At 46.9% G+C, this 21,033-nt stretch carries 24 protein-coding genes and 2 riboswitches; of the genes, 14 read left to right on the top strand and 10 right to left on the bottom strand.

Features of this window, described 5'->3' with window-relative positions:
- Window positions 1-40: 40 nt before the first annotated feature.
- Complete coding sequence (locus BN6465_RS08845) at window positions 41-1,189, top strand: DUF6070 family protein (protein ID WP_066733554.1); 1,149 nt, start codon at window positions 41-43, stop codon at window positions 1,187-1,189.
- Between the two features lie 42 nt (window positions 1,190-1,231).
- Here the strand turns inward: BN6465_RS08845 and BN6465_RS08840 are convergent, their stop codons facing one another.
- Window positions 1,232-1,621, bottom strand: a complete 390-nt coding sequence (locus tag BN6465_RS08840; RefSeq protein ID WP_066733552.1) for a desulfoferrodoxin family protein — start codon at window positions 1,619-1,621, stop codon at window positions 1,232-1,234.
- Between the two features lie 149 nt (window positions 1,622-1,770).
- Here BN6465_RS08840 and BN6465_RS08835 point away from each other — a divergent pair, with 149 nt between their 5' ends.
- Window positions 1,771-2,619, top strand: a complete 849-nt coding sequence (locus BN6465_RS08835; RefSeq protein ID WP_066733550.1) for a penicillin-binding transpeptidase domain-containing protein — start codon at window positions 1,771-1,773, stop codon at window positions 2,617-2,619.
- A 22-nt stretch (window positions 2,620-2,641) separates the two neighbouring features.
- Here the strand turns inward: BN6465_RS08835 and BN6465_RS08830 are convergent, their stop codons facing one another.
- From BN6465_RS08830 to BN6465_RS08820, 3 genes are read right to left on the bottom strand one after another with little or no spacing between them, the layout of a single operon-like run.
- Window positions 2,642-3,223: a DNA-3-methyladenine glycosylase I gene (locus BN6465_RS08830; RefSeq protein WP_066733547.1), complete on the bottom strand. Its 582-nt coding sequence runs from the start codon at window positions 3,221-3,223 to the stop codon at window positions 2,642-2,644.
- Between the two features lie 29 nt (window positions 3,224-3,252).
- Entirely contained in the window at window positions 3,253-5,037 is a 1,785-nt protein-coding gene (locus BN6465_RS08825) for a BlaR1 family beta-lactam sensor/signal transducer (RefSeq protein ID WP_066733545.1), read from the bottom strand.
- Between the two features lie 14 nt (window positions 5,038-5,051).
- A complete protein-coding gene (locus tag BN6465_RS08820; protein ID WP_066733543.1) occupies window positions 5,052-5,429 on the bottom strand; it encodes a BlaI/MecI/CopY family transcriptional regulator in 378 nt (125 codons plus the stop codon).
- A gap of 152 nt (window positions 5,430-5,581) precedes the next feature.
- On the opposite strand from BN6465_RS08820, the gene BN6465_RS08815 reads away from it, so the two are divergent.
- Entirely contained in the window at window positions 5,582-6,250 is a 669-nt protein-coding gene (locus BN6465_RS08815) for an HAD family hydrolase (RefSeq protein WP_066733541.1), read from the top strand.
- Here the strand turns inward: BN6465_RS08815 and BN6465_RS08810 are convergent.
- Window positions 6,235-6,741: an HD domain-containing protein gene (locus tag BN6465_RS08810; protein WP_066733539.1), complete on the bottom strand. Its 507-nt coding sequence runs from the start codon at window positions 6,739-6,741 to the stop codon at window positions 6,235-6,237. The two genes, BN6465_RS08815 and BN6465_RS08810, sit on opposite strands and share 16 nt — an antisense overlap.
- A 169-nt stretch (window positions 6,742-6,910) precedes the next feature.
- Between BN6465_RS08810 and BN6465_RS08805 the strand changes: the two genes are divergently transcribed.
- The 9 genes from BN6465_RS08805 (at window position 6,911) to BN6465_RS08765 (ending at window position 16,301) form a co-directional block, all read left to right on the top strand.
- Window positions 6,911-8,164: an MFS transporter gene (locus BN6465_RS08805; protein WP_227183422.1), complete on the top strand. Its 1,254-nt coding sequence runs from the start codon at window positions 6,911-6,913 to the stop codon at window positions 8,162-8,164.
- 171 nt (window positions 8,165-8,335) lie between these two features.
- The gene (locus BN6465_RS08800) at window positions 8,336-10,828 is read left to right on the top strand and encodes an ATP-binding protein (RefSeq protein ID WP_066733537.1); all 2,493 of its coding nucleotides are present in this window, start codon (window positions 8,336-8,338) and stop codon (window positions 10,826-10,828) included.
- A gap of 32 nt (window positions 10,829-10,860) precedes the next feature.
- Window positions 10,861-11,763: a magnesium transporter CorA family protein gene (locus tag BN6465_RS08795; protein WP_227183420.1), complete on the top strand. Its 903-nt coding sequence runs from the start codon at window positions 10,861-10,863 to the stop codon at window positions 11,761-11,763.
- A gap of 114 nt (window positions 11,764-11,877) precedes the next feature.
- Window positions 11,878-12,030, top strand: a riboswitch (FMN riboswitch).
- Between the two features lie 272 nt (window positions 12,031-12,302).
- The gene (locus BN6465_RS08790; protein ID WP_066733533.1) at window positions 12,303-12,965 is read left to right on the top strand and encodes an ECF transporter S component; all 663 of its coding nucleotides are present in this window, start codon (window positions 12,303-12,305) and stop codon (window positions 12,963-12,965) included.
- Window positions 12,966-12,981: 16 nt separating this feature from the next.
- Window positions 12,982-13,473 carry a pyridoxamine 5'-phosphate oxidase family protein gene (locus tag BN6465_RS08785; protein WP_066733531.1) on the top strand — a complete coding sequence of 164 codons (492 nt, stop codon included), beginning with the start codon at window positions 12,982-12,984 and terminating at the stop codon, window positions 13,471-13,473.
- 94 nt (window positions 13,474-13,567) lie between these two features.
- On the top strand, window positions 13,568-13,807 hold the full coding sequence (locus tag BN6465_RS08780; protein WP_066733529.1) for a hypothetical protein: 240 nt from the start codon (window positions 13,568-13,570) through the stop codon (window positions 13,805-13,807).
- Between the two features lie 130 nt (window positions 13,808-13,937).
- A riboswitch (NiCo riboswitch) is annotated at window positions 13,938-14,024 on the top strand.
- A gap of 281 nt (window positions 14,025-14,305) precedes the next feature.
- Window positions 14,306-14,446: a hypothetical protein gene (locus BN6465_RS20750; RefSeq protein WP_154670225.1), complete on the top strand. Its 141-nt coding sequence runs from the start codon at window positions 14,306-14,308 to the stop codon at window positions 14,444-14,446.
- Window positions 14,447-14,516: 70 nt separating this feature from the next.
- Window positions 14,517-15,386, top strand: a complete 870-nt coding sequence (locus tag BN6465_RS08770; RefSeq protein WP_066735180.1) for a cation diffusion facilitator family transporter — start codon at window positions 14,517-14,519, stop codon at window positions 15,384-15,386.
- Window positions 15,387-15,440: 54 nt separating this feature from the next.
- Window positions 15,441-16,301, top strand: coding sequence for an EamA family transporter (locus BN6465_RS08765; protein WP_066733526.1), 861 nt, complete (start codon window positions 15,441-15,443; stop codon window positions 16,299-16,301).
- 95 nt (window positions 16,302-16,396) lie between these two features.
- On the opposite strand, the gene BN6465_RS08760 is transcribed toward BN6465_RS08765, so the two are convergent.
- On the bottom strand, window positions 16,397-16,987 hold the full coding sequence (locus BN6465_RS08760) for a hypothetical protein (protein WP_066733525.1): 591 nt from the start codon (window positions 16,985-16,987) through the stop codon (window positions 16,397-16,399).
- Window positions 16,988-17,193: 206 nt separating this feature from the next.
- Here BN6465_RS08760 and BN6465_RS20965 point away from each other — a divergent pair, with 206 nt between their 5' ends.
- Together BN6465_RS20965 and BN6465_RS08755 are read left to right on the top strand one after the other, a co-directional pair.
- Entirely contained in the window at window positions 17,194-17,355 is a 162-nt protein-coding gene (locus tag BN6465_RS20965; protein ID WP_199882809.1) for a hypothetical protein, read from the top strand.
- Between the two features lie 2 nt (window positions 17,356-17,357).
- The gene (locus BN6465_RS08755; RefSeq protein ID WP_408605608.1) at window positions 17,358-18,017 is read left to right on the top strand and encodes an HAD family hydrolase; all 660 of its coding nucleotides are present in this window, start codon (window positions 17,358-17,360) and stop codon (window positions 18,015-18,017) included.
- A 105-nt stretch (window positions 18,018-18,122) separates the two neighbouring features.
- On the opposite strand, the gene BN6465_RS08750 is transcribed toward BN6465_RS08755, so the two are convergent.
- From BN6465_RS08750 to BN6465_RS08735, 4 genes are read right to left on the bottom strand one after another with little or no spacing between them, the layout of a single operon-like run.
- Complete coding sequence (locus BN6465_RS08750) at window positions 18,123-18,482, bottom strand: hypothetical protein (protein WP_066733523.1); 360 nt, start codon at window positions 18,480-18,482, stop codon at window positions 18,123-18,125.
- 8 nt (window positions 18,483-18,490) lie between these two features.
- Window positions 18,491-19,615, bottom strand: a complete 1,125-nt coding sequence (nagA, locus tag BN6465_RS08745) for an N-acetylglucosamine-6-phosphate deacetylase (RefSeq protein WP_066733521.1) — start codon at window positions 19,613-19,615, stop codon at window positions 18,491-18,493.
- A 25-nt stretch (window positions 19,616-19,640) separates the two neighbouring features.
- Window positions 19,641-20,360 carry a glucosamine-6-phosphate deaminase gene (nagB, locus tag BN6465_RS08740; protein ID WP_066733519.1) on the bottom strand — a complete coding sequence of 240 codons (720 nt, stop codon included), beginning with the start codon at window positions 20,358-20,360 and terminating at the stop codon, window positions 19,641-19,643.
- Window positions 20,361-20,372: 12 nt separating this feature from the next.
- Window positions 20,373-21,002, bottom strand: a complete 630-nt coding sequence (locus BN6465_RS08735) for a carbohydrate-binding family 9-like protein (protein ID WP_066733517.1) — start codon at window positions 21,000-21,002, stop codon at window positions 20,373-20,375.
- Window positions 21,003-21,033 lie beyond the last annotated feature (31 nt).

The following is a 21,033-nucleotide window of genomic DNA, read 5'->3' as shown; positions in this document are numbered from 1 at the left end:
TAATATTTTATACATATATTGTAGGAGGGAAGTGGTAAAAATGAAAATAGCGAAAGGCAGGCCGGGACGTATCGGGAGCATTGTAGTTTTGGGTCTTGTGTTTATCATTTTAGGAATTGTTTTTTGCTTATACAGAGGTGCAGCTGATAAAAATATGGCGCATGAAAGTCTTTTGCCGGCGGAGTGTTACAGGGAGGTGTATGAGGAAGCGCTGAAAAATGGGGAGCTGTCCACTTTGGAGACAGAAAAGGAAATTATGGACTGTCTTGGCGAGGCGGGGTATCCGGCTGTGGACTATGATAACCAGATAGATATGGTTCAGCCGGAGAAGGTGGAAGAATTCTGCCGGAGAGTAGAAGGGAAAGAGAAGGGAGAGGTAACGGTTTTTGTGGTGCTTGACAACGGCGGGTATGTCCGGTATGAGATGCACACGGAAAACGGAGAAGTTGCTATCGCAGAAAGTATACTTACATGGCAGGACGGAGAGCCCCGGCAGGGCACAGCAGATGAGTATGCCGCGTATTCATGGGAGTATGCGGAAAAAGGGTATTTGTTTTTTGAAAAATATCAACCGGAAGGATATGACGGAGCCACCGGACATACTGCACTTCGCGTGAAACCGCTGGACGAGACATGCAGGGAACTCAACCGCAAATATATACTACCTATCGGCTATGAAAGAAATAATATGTTTATTGCGGATTGGAAGGAACAGGGCTGGGGAGAATTGAACTTCTATGACTTGTATGAGATTATGTATCAGATGAAATACAAAGAGCAGGCGGATTTTGATTTTGAGGATATGAAAGAAATCCGCAAGATACGGGCAGGAGATTTTGAAAAAATGTTCCAGACATATTTTGCAGTGGAAAGTTCTGATTTAAAAGACAACATGACTTACGACGAAGAAAGTGACTCGTATCCGTATCGGCCAAGAGGCATATATGAGAGAGCTGCCACATCCTGCCCACGGCCCGAAGTGACAGCTTACAAAGAGAACGAAGACGGTACCATCACCCTCACCGTGGATGCGGTGTGGCCGGAAAGGAACTTGGCGCGGGCCTTCTCACATGAGGTCACAATCCGGCTTCTCCCAGAAGGACGATTCCAGTATGTTTCCAATAGAATCCTTCCGTCCCCACAAAACACACCACCCACTTGGTACACAGAAAGGCTGCCGCTGACATAAAGAAATATTTGTGCAAGCGGCAGCAGATATATTCAACAGTTTCTATATATCCACCTTCCAAAATCCGTGCAGGTTGCAGAAGGCATAGGCTGCCACCGGAGCATCGCCCTCCGCCACTTCAAAGACTGCCTGCGGCTCGGCGTCGGCACAGAGATATACCCGCTGGCATCCCTTTTTAGTCTCAAGATAGACCCATTCAATACTGTGCTCCTCCGTCATAGGGTGCAGAACACTTCCCACCTTCACAGTGACCGTGTTTCCACTCTGCTCGACCACAGGAAGATGCTTTTCCTGTGCGCCCTCTGAGGTGTTAGGAAGCAATTTCTTCATTTTCACTCCACAGCAAGAGTATTCTTGTTTATCGTTACTTATTACTTCAATTACAGTTTTACATGTTTCACAGGCATAAAATTTCGGCTTTTTATGTGACATATGATAGTTCCTCCCAGAATATTTATTATTTTCCTGTGAATATTTTTTGCAGCAATAGCTATTTTATACATGACACTAATTAGATTTCACTTGACAGATAAATATTACAAGTGTAAGATTTGAGACAATAAGAAAAGCTGGAGGGGATTATGAAAAAACAAGTAATAATGGGTATGTGTATACTGATGCTAGGCATATGTGGATGTGCAAAGAGTGAAGAAGAACAAACTGCTGTCAGAAAAAACACCGCGAAGGAAGCCGTGACAGAACCATTGATAGAGACGGTCGACTACGGAGAAATATTTGGAGGCACAGAGGGCTGTGCCGTCATTTATGAGACTTCGAACAACACTTATAGTTTTTACGAGGAAGAAATGTGCCGTAGACAGGCTTCCCCTTGGTCTACTTTTAAAATAGCCGCTACACTGATGGGGCTGCATAATCAGGTTGTAACGTCTGAGGACAGCCGGATGGGTTATGATGGGACAGCATATCCTCTTGAGGCTTGGAATCAAGACTTGAACCTAAAGGAAGCGTTTCAACAATCTTGCGTGTGGTACTTCCGTAAAGTGATTGATGGAGTAGGGGAGGAAGAGGCGCGTGCCCAGCTTCAAGCGTTAGATTATGGCAATTGCGACAGTAGCCAGTGGAGCGGGAGTGGCGTCAATCCGCTGCCGGAGCTGAACGGTTTTTGGCTGGGTTCCTCCCTAAAAATCTCGCCCCTCCAACAGGTAGAGATGCTCCGCAATATAGTTGAGGGCAGAACCATCTATTCCGATAAGGAGGTAGAAACTCTCAAAAACTGTATGCTAACAGAGTCGGACAGTACCCAGAAAATTTATGGGAAAACAGGTACCGGACAACACGAAGGGTGGTTCGTGGGATTTGTGGAGAAGGAAAATACGGTCACATATATTGCGGTATATTTAGATGACACCGATTCGGAAACTGTAAACGGGGCAGGCGCCAGACAGATTGCGATGGAAATACTACGATGACACACAACTGCCGCTCCGCCAATCAGCGGAGCGCGCCTTTGCAGAGGTCATAGGCAAAACAGTCTGTGAGGTGGTCGTTGACCATGCCAACCGCCTGCATAAAGGAATAGATAATAGTGGAGCCCACGAACTTAAAACCAAGTTTTTTCAGATCTTTGCTTATTTGATCGGACAGAGGGGTGTTGGCAGGGACATCTTCTATTTTTTCCCAATGCCCCACAATCGGAGTGTTATCCACGTAACTCCAAATCATCTTATCAAAACTGCCGTATTTTTCTTGAACCGCAAGGAACACTTTTGCGTTATTGACTACAGAGTTTATTTTTAGCCGGTTACGGATAATGCCCTTGTTCTGCATAAGTTCCTCGATTTTGTTTTCATCATAGCAGGCAATCTTGGCTGCGGAAAATCCATCAAAAGCTTCCCGGTAGGCTTCCCGTTTTTTGAGAATAGTTATCCAGGAAAGCCCAGCCTGCATGCCCTCTAGGATTAGCATTTCAAATAATTTGTCGTCGTCATGTACAGGGCGTCCCCATTCATTGTCGTGATAATCAATATAAATGGGGATATCCCCTGCCCATGGGCATCTGTTTTTTTCATCCATTTTATTTTCCTCCTTATAAACGTTAAGAATTACATATCCTGTAAAATCCGCAGTGCGATTTCTTTCGCATGTGTACCGGTGGCGTTAGAATTTCCTTGAATATTGAGAGCAAAGACATAGGAACCTTGAGCAGATTCCGTAAAGCCTACGAACCACCCATTCACTTCCATGCCGTCTACGGCCCCGGTTCCTGTTTTTCCGTACAATCTTCCCGAATCATCAGAACGAACAAGCAAAGCGTCTTGCACTGTCTGTATGTGCTGCCTCCGAAAAGGAAGCTCGCCCGCAAGGAGCTTCTTGAGCAGCTCTGCCTGTTCGAGAGGCGATATTTTTAAGGAAGACTCCAGCCAGCAAGATTCCAGCCCTGCACTAGTGTCCTCGTTACCGTATCTGATTTGGCTGAGATAAGACTGGACGGTATCTTTGCCGGTCCGCTTGTCAAGATAATGGAAATACCAGTTGACAGAATTCTGCATGGCTGTGGCTAGATTTTGATTCTGATTCCACTCTGCAAAAGGATATTCAGTTCCGTCCCAAGTTAACTCGGAGTTTCCGTCTGAGATACTTCCTGCCTCCAGGCCCATTAGAGCGGAGTATATCTTATAAGTAGAATCCGGTGAAATACGCTTGACGGCCAGCTCCTGATTGTAGATTTTCCATGAATCGGCCTTGGTATCGTAAAGAACAAAACTGCCGTCATATCCCCCAAAATAGGCAGACAGGTCAAGGGAAGTGAACTCCGGCCCCTTCTCGGCTGGGGCATAATCCTCCTCCCCCACGGCGTTGGCGGAAAGAACCGGCGCAGCGCCTATAAGGGCTGCCGCAATCACGAGATAAGCGAGTCTCCCTTTGAGTTTTTGACTGCGGGCGGCAGGCCGGAAGGAAGCGATATTTACAATGCGCTTTTTTATTTGCCTGAAATCACCGCCCATGCCTGACGCAAAGGGAAAAGAACAATGAGATATCTTTTCGGCAAATTGAAGCAGTGTGTTTCCATAACAGGGATATTCTGACTCGTCCAGCAGCTCAAGTACGGAAGAATCGCAGGCCAGCTCACGGTCGTCCCGCATTTTTCTTAAGCCTTGGCGTACAGCAGGATTGAACCAATAAATCAAGCCGGCAATACTCATCAGGCACCCTATCAGTGCGTCGCCATGTCTATAGTGCTGCAGCTCGTGCAGCAGTATGTAGCGCATATCCTTGGCGCTGCAATCTGATATCAGATGGAGCGGCAGGTAAATGCGGGGACGGAAAATCCCAAGTGTGACCGGTGACTTGAGGTATGGGGTGCTGTATACAGCAATCCTTCGTCTGACTTTTAATTTGCCGAGACAGTCTTGAAAAAGGCGTTTGATTTCCGGGTTCTGCAGTAAAAGAGCGGAGCGCTCCAGACGATATAAGTAGATTCTTGAGCGCAGAAGCAGCACCAGCATTACCATAAGCCCTATGAGCCATATCAATACAAGGCAGATGACAAGAGCAGAGGGAGCATGTCCGCTCACAGATACCGTAAAATCGTGGAATGCGGACACCGTCTCAGTCCGGGCCTCTCCGGTAAATGCTATACCTGCTTTTGTGCCTTGTGGCAGGCTGCCGGCGGCGGGTGAGACGAGCCGGAAGAAAAGGCGGTACAGATTGTTTGGAGATAGCGGTAGAAAAGGGACTGCCAGTGCGGCCAGCAAAAAGAACCACATATGGTACTGCATGCGGCATGAAAGCTGCCTTCGGAATATCCGCTTCACAGCCAGTATGAGGCCTACAAACGCGGCAAGAAAAAGATTGCTGATAAGAAAAAGGACGACAAAATCCTGCAAGCTGTTACCTCCTTTCAGTTATCCACTTTGTTCTTCAGAAGCGCCCTCAGCTCATCCAGCTCCCCTTCTGAAAGCCTGTCATTTTCCAGATAGGCGGATACCATGCTGCTGATGTGACCGTCATAATAACGGTTCAGGAAGGAGCTGCTTTTCTGGCCTACATATTCGCTTTCCTCTACGGCTGGTGAATAGACGAAGACACGGCTTTGCTTCTCGTAGGTCAGCGCGCCCTTTGTTACCAGCCGTTTGAGCAGCGTCTGGATCGTCTTCGGGCTCCAGTCTGTGGTCCGCATCAAGCGCTCCGTCACTTCGTTGGTGCTGATTGGCGCGTACTTCCATACGATTTTCATTACTTCAAATTCGGCTTCTGAAATTTGAGGCAGAGATGTCATGTGAAAACCCCCTTAATTCTTACGTGTGTAATATAAATTTAGTATATCCATAATGCCGGCCTGTGTCAATGAGTATTGTTCCCACCCATTGCGGACAGGCATACAAAAGTTTATAATCTATTAAGAGATATGATATCAGAGGAGGAAATGCCATGTTGAAAGGAATATTCATTGACTATACAGGGACTACCGTGCAGGAGACCGGGAAAGAAATTGAAGAGGTAGTGATGCGCATCTGCAGAAGCAGCGACCTCCATGAGCCCAAGGAGGCAGTTGCACTTTGGTGGAAATGGTTAAAGGAATATGAGGAGAAAAGTTATAAAGAAACTTACTTGACAGAAGATGAGATAGTTGACCGGGTGCTGGAGCATCTGAAAAAGGACATCAATCTGAGAGAAAATTTTGAGGAACTGCACAGACTCTTTCAGCAGTTCTGGATTCATGCGCCGGCGTTCCCGGAGGTAAGGGACTTTTTTGAGCGCTGCCCGCTGCCCATATATATCATCAGCAATAATGGAATCCAGTATCTGGAGAAAGCGATGGAAGACAAAGGCCTTACTCCGGCGGGACTTGTCTGTGCGGACATGGTCAAGGCTTACAAACCCCACCGGGAACTGTTTGAGAAGGCACTGGAAGTCAGCGGATTCAGTGCGGATGAGGTGCTCCATGTGGGCGATTCCTACAGCTCAGATATAATCGGGGCAAAATCCGCCGGTATCACCCCTATTCTTGTTCAGAGAACGGGCGGTAAGACATATCCTGATGTGACAATAGTAAGAAATTTAATGGAAGTACTGCCCCTTATTCAAGAGGAGATATAGTCCATGTCGAACATCGTGCGGCATATCTGAGTGCCGGTCCGGGTGCGGAAAATATTTGCCAATGCTGTCTGGACGGCTGCCTGCGGGCTGCTGCCCTCATAGAGGTTGACAAGAAAATCAGCTTCCAGCAAGATGCGGTAGTCCATGCCATTTACGCCGGTGTAAGTATGATGATGCCCGACGAGATAGCAGACTCTTTCTGTAACCTTGGAATCAAAGCCAAGTGAGCGGAGCATCTCAGCGGCAGGAGCGGGGCCTTCCTCCTCCTGAAGCTTGCCCTCACAGTGCCCGTATTTTTCTTCGGCCGGCTTGATGCCGATGTCATGTACAAGTGCGGCCGCTTCCAACGTAAACAGCGTATCTTCGTCCAAACCCTCGCCCTCGCCGATGAGACGGGCGAAGCTGTGCACTTTGATGAAGTGCTGTATCCGGTTTGGATCCCCCATATAGAAATCAATCATAGCTTGTGTCAATCGGTAAAGTAATCCCATAGAACCCCTCCTTATCTGACTGTCTGCGGTAATCTGTTATGGTTATACTATTTCACGTTCGTACAAAAGTCAATGTGGAAAGTGAAAAAGGACTCATTTTTAATAAGAATAAAAATTACGCAAATGCAGATACTTGTTAAAAACATCTTATTAAACGGAGGGGATTACTGTGGAAAAACGAAAGCAAACCGGAGGCGGGCTGCACTATGCCTGGGTGATTTTGGCGGCGGTCATTATAATCAGGGGTTTGGCGGGAGGTGGGCTGAATATGACTTCTGCCCTGTTTCTGGCTCCTGTGGCAGGAGATATTGGAACCGGAATCGGAGAATTGTCCGTTTACCTGAGTATAACTTCCGCCGTTATGGTACTCTGGCTTCCCACGGCGGGAAAAATGATTCACCATTTTGATATACGTCTGGTGGCGGCGGTGGGAGCGGCGCTGCAAATCCTTTCCTTTGCGGCCATGGGATTTGCGGACAAGGTCTATGTTTGGTATCTTTTGGCGATTCCCTACGCGATGGGGGCGACGCTGCTTGTGAACCTTCTGGGGCCCGTGCTGATTAACCGCTGGTTCCGCACAAATGCCGGGACTATGATGGGAATCCAGATGGCGTTCGTGGGACTATTTGGAGCGGTGCTCCAGCCATTAGTCTCTTCTATTATTGCGGGGAGAGGATGGCGCAAGGCATATTTTATCGTGGGAGGAATTACATTTGCGGCAGTAATTATTGTATCCTCCGTCTTCCTGAGAAACAGGCCGGAGGAGGGGGGACTTCTTCCCTACGAAGGAGGAGCAGGAAAAACCAGAAAAAAAGTGAATCATACGGGCAGCAGAGAGCGGGGAATCGGCGAAAAAGAGGCGCTCCGTTCGCCCTCCTTCTATCTGCTTTTACTCTTCATGGCAGCCATTACCGGTGTGGGTGTATTTACACAGCACATTCCAACATATGGAAGCCTTCTGGGATACTCTGTGCAGGAAACGGGCGGGGTGCTTGCGGCGGCCTCCGTAGGCTCGGCCATTGGTTCGATTGCAATCGGCATTATCAGCGATAAAATCGGAAGCCTCAAGACTTGCTATCTGATGATTGCGGTTGGCGTGCTTGCGGCGGCGGGATTCTTTCTCAGCGGCGGAGGACTTCTGCTATTTTATGGCTCGGCCTTTTTACATGGGCTGGTAAGCTCTGGAATCATGGTGCTCGGGCCGCTTCTTACACTGAAATTTTATGGACAGAGGGATTATGAAAAAATATTCGCGAAAGTTTCTATGGGAGCCCCTCTCGCTTCTATCGTGTTTGTCCCTCTTTACGGATTCGTTTATGATATGATGCAGAGTTACTACCCCGTGCTGATCGGTCTGCTGGCCCTTCTGGGCACGGCCGCGGTGTGCATAACAATCGGATACAAAAAACGTATAAAATCATAAGGTGTCACGAACAAATCTATGCTATAATGAGCACAAAGTGCGAATTATAGCATTGCGCATGAGGCAGTTTCTGCGGAACCGCAGAAAGCTGCTGCGCATCCGCGGGAGGCATCATGACCGTCTGCGGTCATGCTATGATATGGAGAGAATCTGAAAGGAGGCGGCTAGACTATGGGAAATGAGAAAATCAAGCAGGTTGAATGCCTTGCTGCTAAAATCTTACGAACTTATTTTTGTGAGTCTGATATGGAATTTATGATTTCCACATTTGCAGATGACATCGTCTGGCTGGGGGCGGGAGAAAAACAAAAAGCCGAGGGAAGGGAGGCCGTTGCAGCTGCCTTCCGGGCCGGCAAGGATGAGATGATTCCCTTCGACATGTCGGATGAACAGTATGAGACACTGGAGCTGGGAGGAGGAAATTATCTTTGTGAAGGAGTCAGCTGTCTCAAGGCGAAGCAGGATACCGGCATGTGTCTGGAGATTGTGCAGCGGGTTACCTTTGTCTTTAGGGAGAAGGGAAATCGACTGGAGACTGTACATATACATAACTCGATTCCTTATACCGGAATACGGGATGATGAGCTCTTCCCTGTAGAGTCTGCGCGTCAGGCTTATATGGAATTGGAGAACGCGCTGCGTAAAAGCGAGCAGGATTATATGCGTCAGGCCCAATTTTTGTCCCAGCTCTATAATTCGGTCCCTTGCGGTATTGTACAGTTCGACACAGATTCCGAGTATAAAGTAATCAATGTAAACCGCATGGTGTGGGATTTTTATGGTTATGATTCGGAAGAAGAGTACCGCCGTGAGAATCCAAGCCCCTTTGGAAGAGTCAGACCAGAGGACAAAAGCTGGGTGATCAACATCATTGACGGTTTAAAACTGAATGGAGAGACGGCGTCTTATACAAGAGAATCTTTCCGGAAAAATGGGGAGCAAGTTTTTATCAGGGTACTTATGGATCGTATCGTAAATGCAAACGGTCAGGAGGTCATTCAGGCGGTCTTTACGGATATCACCAATGTGACCCGGCTTCAAAGAGAGCAGGCCAGAGAACAGCTCATGGAGAACCGCTCCCTGAGGGCGGCAATATGCACCGTGTACCCATTGATTATGAGTTTGAACTTGAGCAAAGACACATTCCAATGCTTTGTGGAGGACCAAGAGGGCTATTTGGGACAAAAGGAAGGAATTTACAGCCGCCTGATCGCTCAATATGCCGAAGACGTGTACCCTTCCTATAGAGAAGATTATCTGCGTACATTTAACCGGGAAGAGATAATCAGGAGCTTTCAAAGTGGTAAAAAAGAAGTATATATGGAAATGCAGCAGAAAGGTGTGGATGGCAAGTACCACTGGATATCTATCCACATTGTTGCGGTTGACAATCCCTTTAATGAGGACGTTATGGCTATCAATATGACGAAAATTCTGGATAGCCAGAGAGCAGAACAGGCGCGTCAGGAGCAGCTGCTCAGGGACGCGCTTGCCGCCGCCAATGCAGCGAACAGGGCGAAATCAGATTTCCTGTCACGGATGAGCCATGACATCAGGACGCCCATGAACGCTATTATTGGAATGAGCGCAATAGGCCAGATGAAATCACAGGACGTAGAATGTGTTCAGGATTGTTTTCGAAAGATAGACGCATCATCACAATATCTGCTATCAATTATCAATGATATTCTGGATATGTCGAAAATAGAAAATGGAAAGATGGAAATTACCAGTGTACCATTTGCGCCTGCCGCAATGCTTGAGGAGATCAATGATATTATCCGTCCTCAGGCAGAGGAGAAGGGGCTGTATTATAAGATTGAAAATCATGAGCCTCTGGATTTGTGCTGCATAGGCGACGAACTGAGGTTAAAGCAAATATTGATGAATTTACTGTCAAATGCCCTTAAATTCACACCGGAGGGCGGGCGAGTAGAAGTGGATATAAGGGAGAAAACACGCAGAGATAGTGTGGTCTATCTGGAGATGGAAGTCCGGGATACCGGAATCGGTATGTCAGAGGAATTCATGGAGCGTATCTTCCAGCCCTTTGAGCAGGAAAATCCGGAGCTTGCAAGGAATTATGTGGGAAGCGGACTAGGGCTGTCTATAGTTTATAATCTGGTCCAGCTTATGAACGGCACGTTGGAAGTGCAGAGCTGTCAAGGTAAGGGCTCAGACTTTTTGGTGGTAATTCCACTCAGGCTTGTCAGAGACATGGAAGGAAGAGAAGATGCAGATGAGCTGGGGAAGGTTGAGGAAAAGCCATACGGGAATTCCAGTGTTCAGGGAAAACGTGTGCTCCTCGTGGAAGACAATGACTTAAATATGGAGATTGCCAAGGAATTGCTGGAAATGTGCGGCCTGCAGGTAGAGGGGGCCCGGGACGGGAAAGAGGCAGTAGAGCTGGTGGAAGTCAACCCGCCTGATTATTATGGCGCAGTTCTCATGGACATCCGAATGCCTGTCATGGACGGCATAGAGGCTACTCGTAGAATCCGGTCAATGGGAAGGGCAGATACAGGAAAACTTCCAATTATCGCCATGACGGCAAATGCTTTTGAGGAAGATAAAAAGACGGCAGAGCAGGCAGGGATGAGTGGATATCTGGTGAAACCTATCGATATGGAGGCCGTGATTGAAGAGCTGGAACGAGTAATGTGAAATGACAGAAAGGTTAAATGGAGGATTGTCCGGTGAAGCAATATATTTTTAATGAAAGTTTAGAGGGGCAGAGTGCGGAGATAAGGCTTATGTCTCAAGAAGAATTTCAAAAGGAAGAAGGACATCTGCCCCACAGAAGGACACTGCTCAAAAACATGAGCGCGGTACAGTATTGTAAGGCGGAGATATTCAAGGACTGTATTCTTGGGACGATGAAGGTACCGGTAAAGAATAGCAAGGACAGGGATGCATGGTGCTTTGGCTTTTATCTGAAGGATAATTGCCTCTATCTCATTGACAATGGGAAAGAACTGAAAGAGCTGATACAGAAAATCAAGGACAGCGAGCCGGAGCAATGTACAGCAAGTCAGCTGCTTTTGTATGTCTTCGAATATCTTTTGGTGGAGGATGTCCTCTATCTGCTGGAGCTGGAGGAGCAGCTGGAGGAACTGGAAGAGATTCTTTTGGAGAAAATTCCGGAGCGGTTTTATGAATATTCAATATCATACCGCAAAGAGCTCTACCGCTTTCATGCTTATTATGAGCAGCTCATGAATATAGGAGACTCTATGGAAGATTACGCCAGCCGGAAGCTGGAGCAGGATGAGGCCGCCGCGTGGAAGCATTATACGGACCGCACAGAGAGGCTGCATAACCATACGGAGATGCTGAGAGAATATTTGGTACAGATCAGAGAACTCTATCAGACGAGGATAGATATGCAGCAGAATAAAGTGATGAGCTTTCTTACCGTAGTCACTACCATTTTCCTGCCTCTTACCTTGATTGCCGGATGGTACGGAATGAATTTTACTAATATGCCCGAACTGGGATGGAAATATGGCTACCTTGGGGTGATAGCGGTCAGCGTTGTGATTATGATTTGTGAGATTTTGTATTTTACAAGAAAAAAGAAGAGCTGGAATCCCGAATAAGGAAGCGGTGTCCGCAAAAAATGTCTGCGGGCTATTTACATATGCATACTGCAAGTATATAATGAAAAAAGCAGATGATGTTATACGTCATTACCTGATTTCAAAATTGAATATTGAAGTCTTTGTGGCAGGGTGTAATTCCCTACCGATGGTATAGTCCATGACCCGCGTAAAGCGGCTGATCTGGTGACCTGTATTTACGGCGGCGAAAAGCCTCCGGCGGGGATTCCAGAACCGACGGTATAGTCCGGATGAGAAAAGACATTTTCTGTTTAAATTTACAGCCCGGAGCATACCCTTGTTCCGGGTTCATTTTATTATATAGGAAAGTTCTTTGAACTTTCCTATATAATAAAAGCCCTTCGGGCAGGATGCACACAATGTGCAGAGGAAAGCTGCTTCGCAGCCGCACATTGGCGCGCAAAGTGCACAAGTCCCTCATGAGTGAGGGATATAGGGAGTTGAAGTGGACTTATCCACTTTGTTATTGTAATAGGAAAGTTGGGGACTTCGTTCCCTATGTTCTAGGAGGAGTCAGGATGAACAAGACAAATGAAGAAAAAAATGTAACTCGTAAAACAACAGTGCCGAGCAAAAGCAAATCCCGGATGCGGATTAAGGAAATCGCTTTTATCGGACTCATGGGAGCTGTGAGCGCCGTACTTATGCTGTTCCGGTTTCCACTGCCGTTTCTCCCGCCCTTTTTGTCCTTTGACCTTGCAGGGCTGATGGAGATATTGGGAGGATTTATGTTCGGGCCGGTGGCGGCATTTCTGATCATAGTCGTGAAAATCATGCTTCAGCTGGTGATGCAGGGAAGTCTTTCCCTTGGGACAGGGGAGATTCAGAATCTTATCTTAAGCTGCGCCTATGTCATGCCCGCGCTGTTCTTCTATCACAGGAGAAAGACGAAAAAGATAGCTGCCCTCGGAATGGCGGCCGGAACACTGGTCGTGTCCATAGTGGCTGTGTTTACAAATCTGTATCTGATAATTCCGTTCTATGTGAAGTTATTCGGTATGTCAATGGAGGATATCATTGCTATGTGCAGTACCGTCAATCCGGCAATGAAGAGTGTGGGAACTATGGCCGTGCTGGGAATTCTTCCGTTCAATTTAATTAAGTACGGTGTGACATCTGTGTTGACCCTCTTGATTTACAAGCGGATAAGCAGGCCGGTCAAAGCATTTGTGGAAAAGTAAGAGGAGGAAGAGGAAAATGAAATTTAGTGTGGACAAGTCTATAAGTTACGAAGATGCGGTAAAAAGAATGTTTGAGATGCTGGGAGACTGCAAGATTATGGCTCTTGCGTCCAGTTCCAACGACTATGTTATGGTGAGGAATGTAAGCTGTCTTTTTTATGATGACAAGATATATTTTAAGACAGACAAAAACTTTCGAAAGACAAAGCAGCTATTTGAGAATCCTCGTGTAGCAATGTGCTGGAGCGGTGTGCAGGTGGAAGGCATCGCCGAGAATAAAGGGCTTGTCGTAGATGAGCCGGGACGTAGATTCGAGGAAGGTTATAAAAAATATCTGTGGGAGAGCTATAACAAATACAGCCATGAAGATACAGAAATATTGATTGAGGTATCCCCCAAATATGTAGAGATATGGGACACAAGCGAAGACGGCTATGCATACCAGCTCTTTATTGACTTTGATAGTAAAAGTGTAGAAGTAAAGCCCTATGATAAAAAGGATAATTGACAGAAAATTAATGAGAAATAGCGAAAAACATTGACTATTCATGTGCGTGGAGTTAAAATAAAGAAAACAGGACAATGAGAAAGGAGTGTTAGCTATGTTAGAAAGAATTTGGATGAGTGTCGTTATATTTGCCGGACTGCTGGCAGCGTGCAGGATGCTATTAGAATATTGGCTGCGCTCCCAGAGTCATCTTCCCTATGAGGAAGTATCTTCACTTACATTTTTAGAGAAAGTAACATTTGCTTTTGAAAATTTCTGTGAGAAGATTCAGAGGAGCAAGGACCTATTAAAGATTAAGCTGGAAGAGCTGTTCGGTCAGCAAAAACTGCTCTGATAAGAAAAAATTAAATTTTATTTACATATTTCAATTGACAAACGACCCCAATTTGCATAAGATATAAGGAAACTCTTTGCACTGCAAAGCAGGCCGCTAAGATATTCTTACAAGCCTGCAACAATAATCTACAGTACAAACTGAGCAGGTAACGGTGATACACCGTGGGGCCGGGCTGTAAACACAGCAGCAGATAACACGAATCTGCGGGACAGTAAAAATGTCCCGCAGTTTTTTTCGCGTTGGAACTGAGCCGTGCGACAGCGCAGAAAAGCCGCCAGAGTGCTTGCACGGTGGCGGGTTCTCTACGCTGTCATAGGGCGAAGCCCCGCGACCGAGAAGCTAAGCTTCGAGGTGGCGGCACGGCGGAGAAGAAGTATGGTAAAGCGAGAAGCCGCCAGAGTGCTTGCACGGTGGCGGGTTCTCTACGCTGTCATAGGGCGAAGCCCCGCGACCGAGAAGCTAAGCTTCGAGGTGGCGGCACGGCGGAGAAGAAGTGTGGTAAAGCGAGAAGCCGCCAGAGTGCTTGCACGGTGGCGGGTTCTCTACACTGTCATAGGGCGAAGCCCCGCGACCGAGAAGCTAAGCTTCGAGGTGGCGGCACGGCGGAGAAAAGGCAATTATGTGCAGAGATTATAATCAAATTCGGGAGGTAAAAAAGTTGAAGAAAGAAGAAGCGACAATTCAATCAGAGCAGAAGAGGACTGCGATGAGGGTATCATCTGTGAGTGTGGCTGTGAATATGCTGCTTTCGCTCTTCAAGTTTGCGGCAGGTGTCATCTCACACTCCGGAGCAATGATTTCCGATGCCATCCATTCGGCCTCTGACGTATTCAGTACCTTTATTGTCATGATTGGGGTGACGGTCGCCGAAAAGAAATCGGATGCGGAGCATCCTTATGGGCATGAGCGGATGGAATGTGTAGCATCGATTTTGCTTGCAGTTATACTGTTCGCCACAGGTATAGGAATTGGAGCCGAGGGAGTCAGGAAGATTGCCTCAGGTAATATGGGGGAGATCGGGATTCCCGGGAAACTGGCGCTTTACGCTGCTGTCATGTCTATCATTGTAAAGGAATGGATGTATTGGTACACTCGCGGGGCGGCAAAGAAGATTAATTCTGGGGCATTGATGGCCGACGCATGGCATCACCGCTCAGACGCCCTTTCTTCGGTGGGAGCTTTTGCGGGGATATTCGGGGCGCGGTTAGGATTCCCGGTTCTGGATCCGCTTGCCAGTGTGGTCATCTGCGTGTTTATTGGTAAAGCGGCATGGGATATCTTTAAAGATGCCATGAACAAAATGGTGGATAAGGCCTGCGATGAGCATACTATCGAGAAGATGAGGAAAGTAGTTTTGGAGAGAAAAGGCGTGGTGTCTTTGGATGTCATTCGTACGCGGATGTTCGGGCCAAAGGCATATGTAGACATAGAAATCGGGGCAGATGAGAACCTGTCTCTGCGAGAATCTCATCTCATTGCGGAAGATGTACACCGGTCTGTGGAGAAGCATTTTCCAGAAGTCAAGCATTGTATGGTACATGTAAATCCAGTAGAGATGAGAATTGGCGCGGAATAACCCGTTGAAATAGCGAATAATGGGGAACGTAGATAGACGAGGGAGGAAAATGACATGTGGATTTTGTATGCCGTAGGTTCGGCTGTCTTTGCAGGGGTCACTTCTATTTTGGCTAAATGTGGGATTAAGGAGACAGACTCCAATGTAGCCACCGCAATCAGAACAATCGTGGTTCTTATCTTCTCATGGATTATGGTATTTGTGGCAGGCTCGCAAAATACAATTGGAGAGATAGACACAAAGACATTGTTGTACTTGATTTTATCCGGACTGTCCACCGGGGCCTCTTGGCTGTGTTATTTCCGGGCGCTCCAGCTTGGAGACATCAATAAAGTGGTGCCGGTCGACAAATCGAGTACGGTAATGACGATTCTTATGGCGCTGCTCATTCTCGGAGAGCCGGTAGGCCTATGGAAGGCCGCGGGAGTAGTGGGAATCGCCGCAGGCACATATCTTATGATTCAGAAAAAAGAAGGGACGGCAAAAGAGGGCAGAAAGGGATGGTTTGCGTACGCGTTTTTGTCTGCCTTTTTTGCCAGCCTTACGGCAATATTGGGGAAAATAGGTATTACGGGAGTAGAGTCCAATCTTGGGACGGCAGTGCGTACGGTTGTAGTTCTCATCATGGCGTGGCTGGTAGTATTTGTTACAGGTAAACAAAATACTTTAAGAAAAATACCACGAAAAGAAATGAGATTCATCTGTTTGTCCGGCATCGCCACCGGAGGCTCATGGCTCTGTTATTATCGTGCTCTTCAGGAAGGACAGGCAAGTCTGGTAGTACCTATAGACAAATTGAGCATACTTGTGACGATTGCTTTTTCCTATATCGTATTTCACGAAAGGCTGACTCGAAAAGCAATGTGGGGGCTGGGACTAATCGTAGCGGGAACTTTGGCCATGCTGTTCCAATAAACACTCGAAAAAAAGCACATGCAGTTTTCAGAAACCGTTTTTCCATGGCGGCTGAAAAGCACATGTGCTTTTATCTTTGATTAAAATTAGTATTGTCAGGATATCTCCTCTTCCACATCTTCTGAAGCCTCATCCGCATCTACGGTCAGGGTGCTGCCTGCAATCATTCTCACGGGACTAGACTTGTCGATGTCCTCGGCAATTTTCTGGGCCTTGAGAAGAATGTCGGATAGTTCGCTGTCCTCAGGCTCTTCCTCTGGTACATAACAGCGGGCGCTTTCATCTGGAAACAAGTGGTTTTTCAGCTTAAAAGCCATCAAAAAAGCTTCCAGTTCTTCTTTCAGTGCATCCCGGTAAAATTCAAAATAGAATCGAATCTCCGTTTTTTCAAAGTCGGTACATATACATCCACACTGATGTCCACGGGTTCGGCTCGTCCTGCGGAAATACTCTGCGTCACCTGTCACCATATAAAATATCTGTACCAAAAGGTTCTCTTCAATATCGTTCTCATATGTAAACCAGTGCTTGCCCAGTTTATCCTTCGTAAGGGAAGACTCGTCAATGTCATACTTTTTCAGAAGCTTTTGGTAAAGTAGAATCGCGGAATCTCGTTCCCCTCCCTCACCGCGCTCGGCAAGCGCTTTGATTTTTAAGAGTTTGGCTTCTAATTTGTTCTCGTCCAATGTTACTATCCCCTTAATTCCTTATTAATAATGAATGTGCAATTATTATACCATACTTCCTAAAAGTTGTGATTGAAAAAAGAAAGAATCTTAAGTTTTGTTTAGATTTTGTTAACGATGTTGAATTTCTATGAAAGTATAGTAAAATATAGATATAATTAAAAGAAGCAAAAAAAAGAAAATTGCGAAAGAAAAGAGGGGTCAGCATGACAGCAGATATGATTAAACAGATAAAAGAGATAAAAAAAGCTATGGTCAGCATAGAGATGACCGGCGATGATTGGGAAGAGCGGGAAGTGATTCTGGAGAAGCTGGAGGATGTGACCTCTTATTTAAAGGATATGATGGGCCGGGGGATAGAGTTCTGATGATGGAATTAGAAGCGGTAGTTTTTGACATGGATGGCCTTATTTTCGATTCAGAGCAGGTCGTACAGCGGTCTTGGAACATAGCAGGAGAAGAGCTGGGATATGGAAGAGTAGGAGAACATATCTACCACACGCTGGGATTTAATGTGAAACGAAGGGAGCAGTATTTTAAGGGCGTATATGGAGAAGACTTCAAAATGGCGGAGTTTGGCGTTCTGTCGGGGAAGGCGTTCCGGCGAATTGTGGCAGAAGAGGGGCTTAAGGTAAAGTCCGGTGTACGTGAGCTTTTGGAATATCTGAAAAGGCAGGGAATTAAGACGGCGGTGGCCACATCCTCCAGGAGGGAGTACTCTACGGAGATACTTACAGACGCCGGCTTGTGGGAGTATTTTGACGGAGCGGTATTCGGAGATATGGTGGAGAATGCAAAGCCAGACCCAGAGATATACCGGAAGGCCTGTGAGAAGATTGGGGCAGACCCGGAGAAGAGTATTGCTCTTGAGGATTCACCGGCAGGAATACGTTCCGCGCATGCGGCGGGGATGATGCCTATTATGGTGCCGGACTTGGTGGAGCCGGACGAGGAGATTCAACAACTATATATTAAGAAGTTTCCTACACTGCATAAGGTACTTGACTTTCTGCAGTGTCAGGCTGAATAAGATTTCTCCAATGGGAAAGAGCTGTGCACGGATGCACAGCTCTTTTTGTACACAGAACCTATTGTTCTCTGTACAGGGGTTATATGATATGACTTTCGATAACGGCTAATTCATGAGCGGGCCGCAGAAATCCTCGAAATCCTGAGCGAAGCGGTCTAATTGATTTTCGAGCACAATCTGGCTGTCCAAGGATAATTTTGCTAAAAGCGCGGCAAGATTCTCGTGTATTTTTGCTTGATTATAAGGAACATCAAGCGCAAAATCACTGTAAGCCCGCAATTTCTGGAAATAGAGGGAGGCATTGGACCGCTCTCCGGCGGCCGAACAGATGCCGTACATCGCATGGCAGTCTGTGACTTCCAGCTCTGTACAAGGTTTACATATCCATTTGCCTAGATAATAAAAGTCCTGCCCCAGCTGGTAAACAAATCCGGGGTATATGCTGAGTCTCTCTAATGCATTCATGGTATTTCCTATCCGTTAATAATAATATCTATGATATTTAAGTTTTTGTCAAGAAGAATAAGGTTAGCTACCTTTCCCGGCGCAATACTTCCATAATCTTTGTCGATACCGATTGCTTTTGCCGGATTTATAGTGGCACACGCGACGGCACTTTCCAGAGGAATATCCATCTCTTTCACGGCGGTCCGCATACAGTCCATCAGATTGGTGACGGAACCGGCCAATGCGCCATCGGAAACGAGCGTGGCATATTTACCCTTCACTGTAACAGCCTGACCACCTAAAGTATATTGACCGTCGGGCATGCCGGCGGCACGCATACTGTCGCTGATTAAAATCATACGGTCATCCCCGAACATCTGGAATGTGGCACGCACCACAGCGGGATGGATGTGTACACCGTCACAAATCAACTCGGCCATCACATGGGGACTGTCGCATGCGGCGCCGATAACGCCCGGCGCACGGTGTGTGAAAGGAAGCATGGCATTGTACAAGTGAGTGACGTGTCTGGCGCCTTTATCGTAGGCGGCCTTTGCAGTGTCATAATCCGCCGCCGTGTGGGCCAGAGATATGACGATTTTATCTTTCATTGCCTCGATAAATTCCACCGCGCCCTCTTTTTCCGGCGCGATATCTACTAATTTTATCAGACCGCCGGACATATCCTGCAGCCGCTGGAAGAAATCTACATCACAAGGGCGGATATACTGTTCCGCCTGAGCACCCTTCTTTTCGGCGCTGATAAACGGGCCCTCCATATTGATGCCGACAAGGCCGGCATGACCGGGCTTTATACCGTCTTTTTTATACTGGGCGGCCGACGCCATTACTTGGGCCAGCGTATCCTCCGGGAGCGTCATAGTTGCGGGGCATACGGATGTTACGCCCACGGATGCCTCATAAGCAGTGATCTTTTCGATGGCTTCGACCGTGCCGTCACAGAAATCTTGGCCGACACAGCCGTGAAAATGTATGTCTATAAGACCCGGTATGGCATAGAGGCCCTCCCCGTCGATTGTATCACTGTCATCGACGTCCGGAGAGACGGCAAAACGGCCGTTCTCAATCCATATATCATTTTGGGCGAATCTTTTGTCTTCTCCAAATACCAGAGCATTCTTAATGCGCATAATTCGTGCCTTCTTTCTGAAATGTCTATAGTGCTGATAACGCAGCCTCGTCGGCAACGAGAATCACATCCGGGTGAAGCTGTAAGATAGAAGCCGGAACTTTCGGGGTTACCGGTCCAAAGAAGGCTTTTTTCACTGTCTCTGCCTTATCTTCTCCGCTCACTACCAGAAGAATCTTCTTTGCCTGCATGATAGTCTTTATTCCCATAGTGTAAGCCTGACGCGGCACTTCGTCTGCGGAGGCGAAGAATCTTTTATTTGCCTCGATAGTACTCTCCTGCAAATCTACACAGTGGGTTTCTTTTTCAAAAATCTCACTCGGCTCGTTGAAGCCAATGTGCCCGTTGTGGCCCAAACCCAGAAGCTGCAGGTCCACACCGCCCTGCTCTTGAATCAAAGCCTCGTAGCGGCGGCATTCTGCCTCCCCGTCTTCCTTGGTTCCGTCCGGAAGATAAGAAGCTTTCATGTTGATATGATTGAACAGGTTATGGTGCATAAAATAGTCGTAGCTCTGGTCGTTTTCTTTGGGAAGTCCCTTATATTCATCGAGATTTACAGATACTGTCTCGGAAAAATCCAGTTCCCCGGCCTCGTACTTTTCAATCAAATGCTTGTAAGTTCCAATCGGTGTCGAACCGGTGGCAAGGCCAAGCACGCAGTCCGGTTTCAAAGTAACCTGCGCGGCGATAATATTTGCTGCTTTACGGCTCATTTCCTCATAGTTAGCTGTTCTGTAAATTTTCATAATAATCTCCTTTCAATGACTCCTTGTGTATTCGGATGCTTCTGTGAGTACAGATTGTTCAAAATATTGGGGCAGATGGAAATTCGGGTGGGGCGCCTGTATTGGCGCATAACTTGCATAGTGCTCAATATCGGGAGCTTCTGAAAGTTTGTAGAAATTCAAGGAAAGCGAAGTTCCGTTTTCAAAAGTGAGCTCCCCGTAGATTTCCTCTAAGATGCAGAGGGGAATCCATAGTGACAGGCTCCAGCCGTTCTCTCCAACCTGTGCCCGGCAGCGGCATTTTTCAATCCAGTGGGAAGGAAAAACAGTGCGCTCCGTGCGGGATGTTCCATACATAGCCAATAATGCCCCATTGGCGTTCATCTCAAAGTTCAAATAAATATCTGAGGGGCGCCCCTTCGGCCAGAAGCAGAAAAAAGCCTCCATGGCACTGTCTTTGTATACAGGGGAATTGTCCGCTGTGTAAGTGCGCAGGGGTGACGATTCCTCGCAGGTCAAGCTTAGATAGAATCCCTCTTCTCGTACAAAACCAATGCGTCCATGAGTGGAAGGAATCTCAAGAGTACCCCACAAAAGACAGTTTATAGAAAAAGGTTCACATGTATGTAGTTCATCCGAATGATTTAATATTTTTATTTCCATAGGATAAATGTATCAAATGGAAGGCGAAAAT

The sequence above is a fragment of the Bariatricus massiliensis genome (assembly GCF_900086725.1).
GTDB classification, from domain to species: domain Bacteria; phylum Bacillota; class Clostridia; order Lachnospirales; family Lachnospiraceae; genus Allocoprococcus; species Allocoprococcus massiliensis.
The sequence above is the reverse complement of the archived record's forward strand: the minus strand, read 5'-3'. Positions and strand labels throughout refer to the sequence as shown.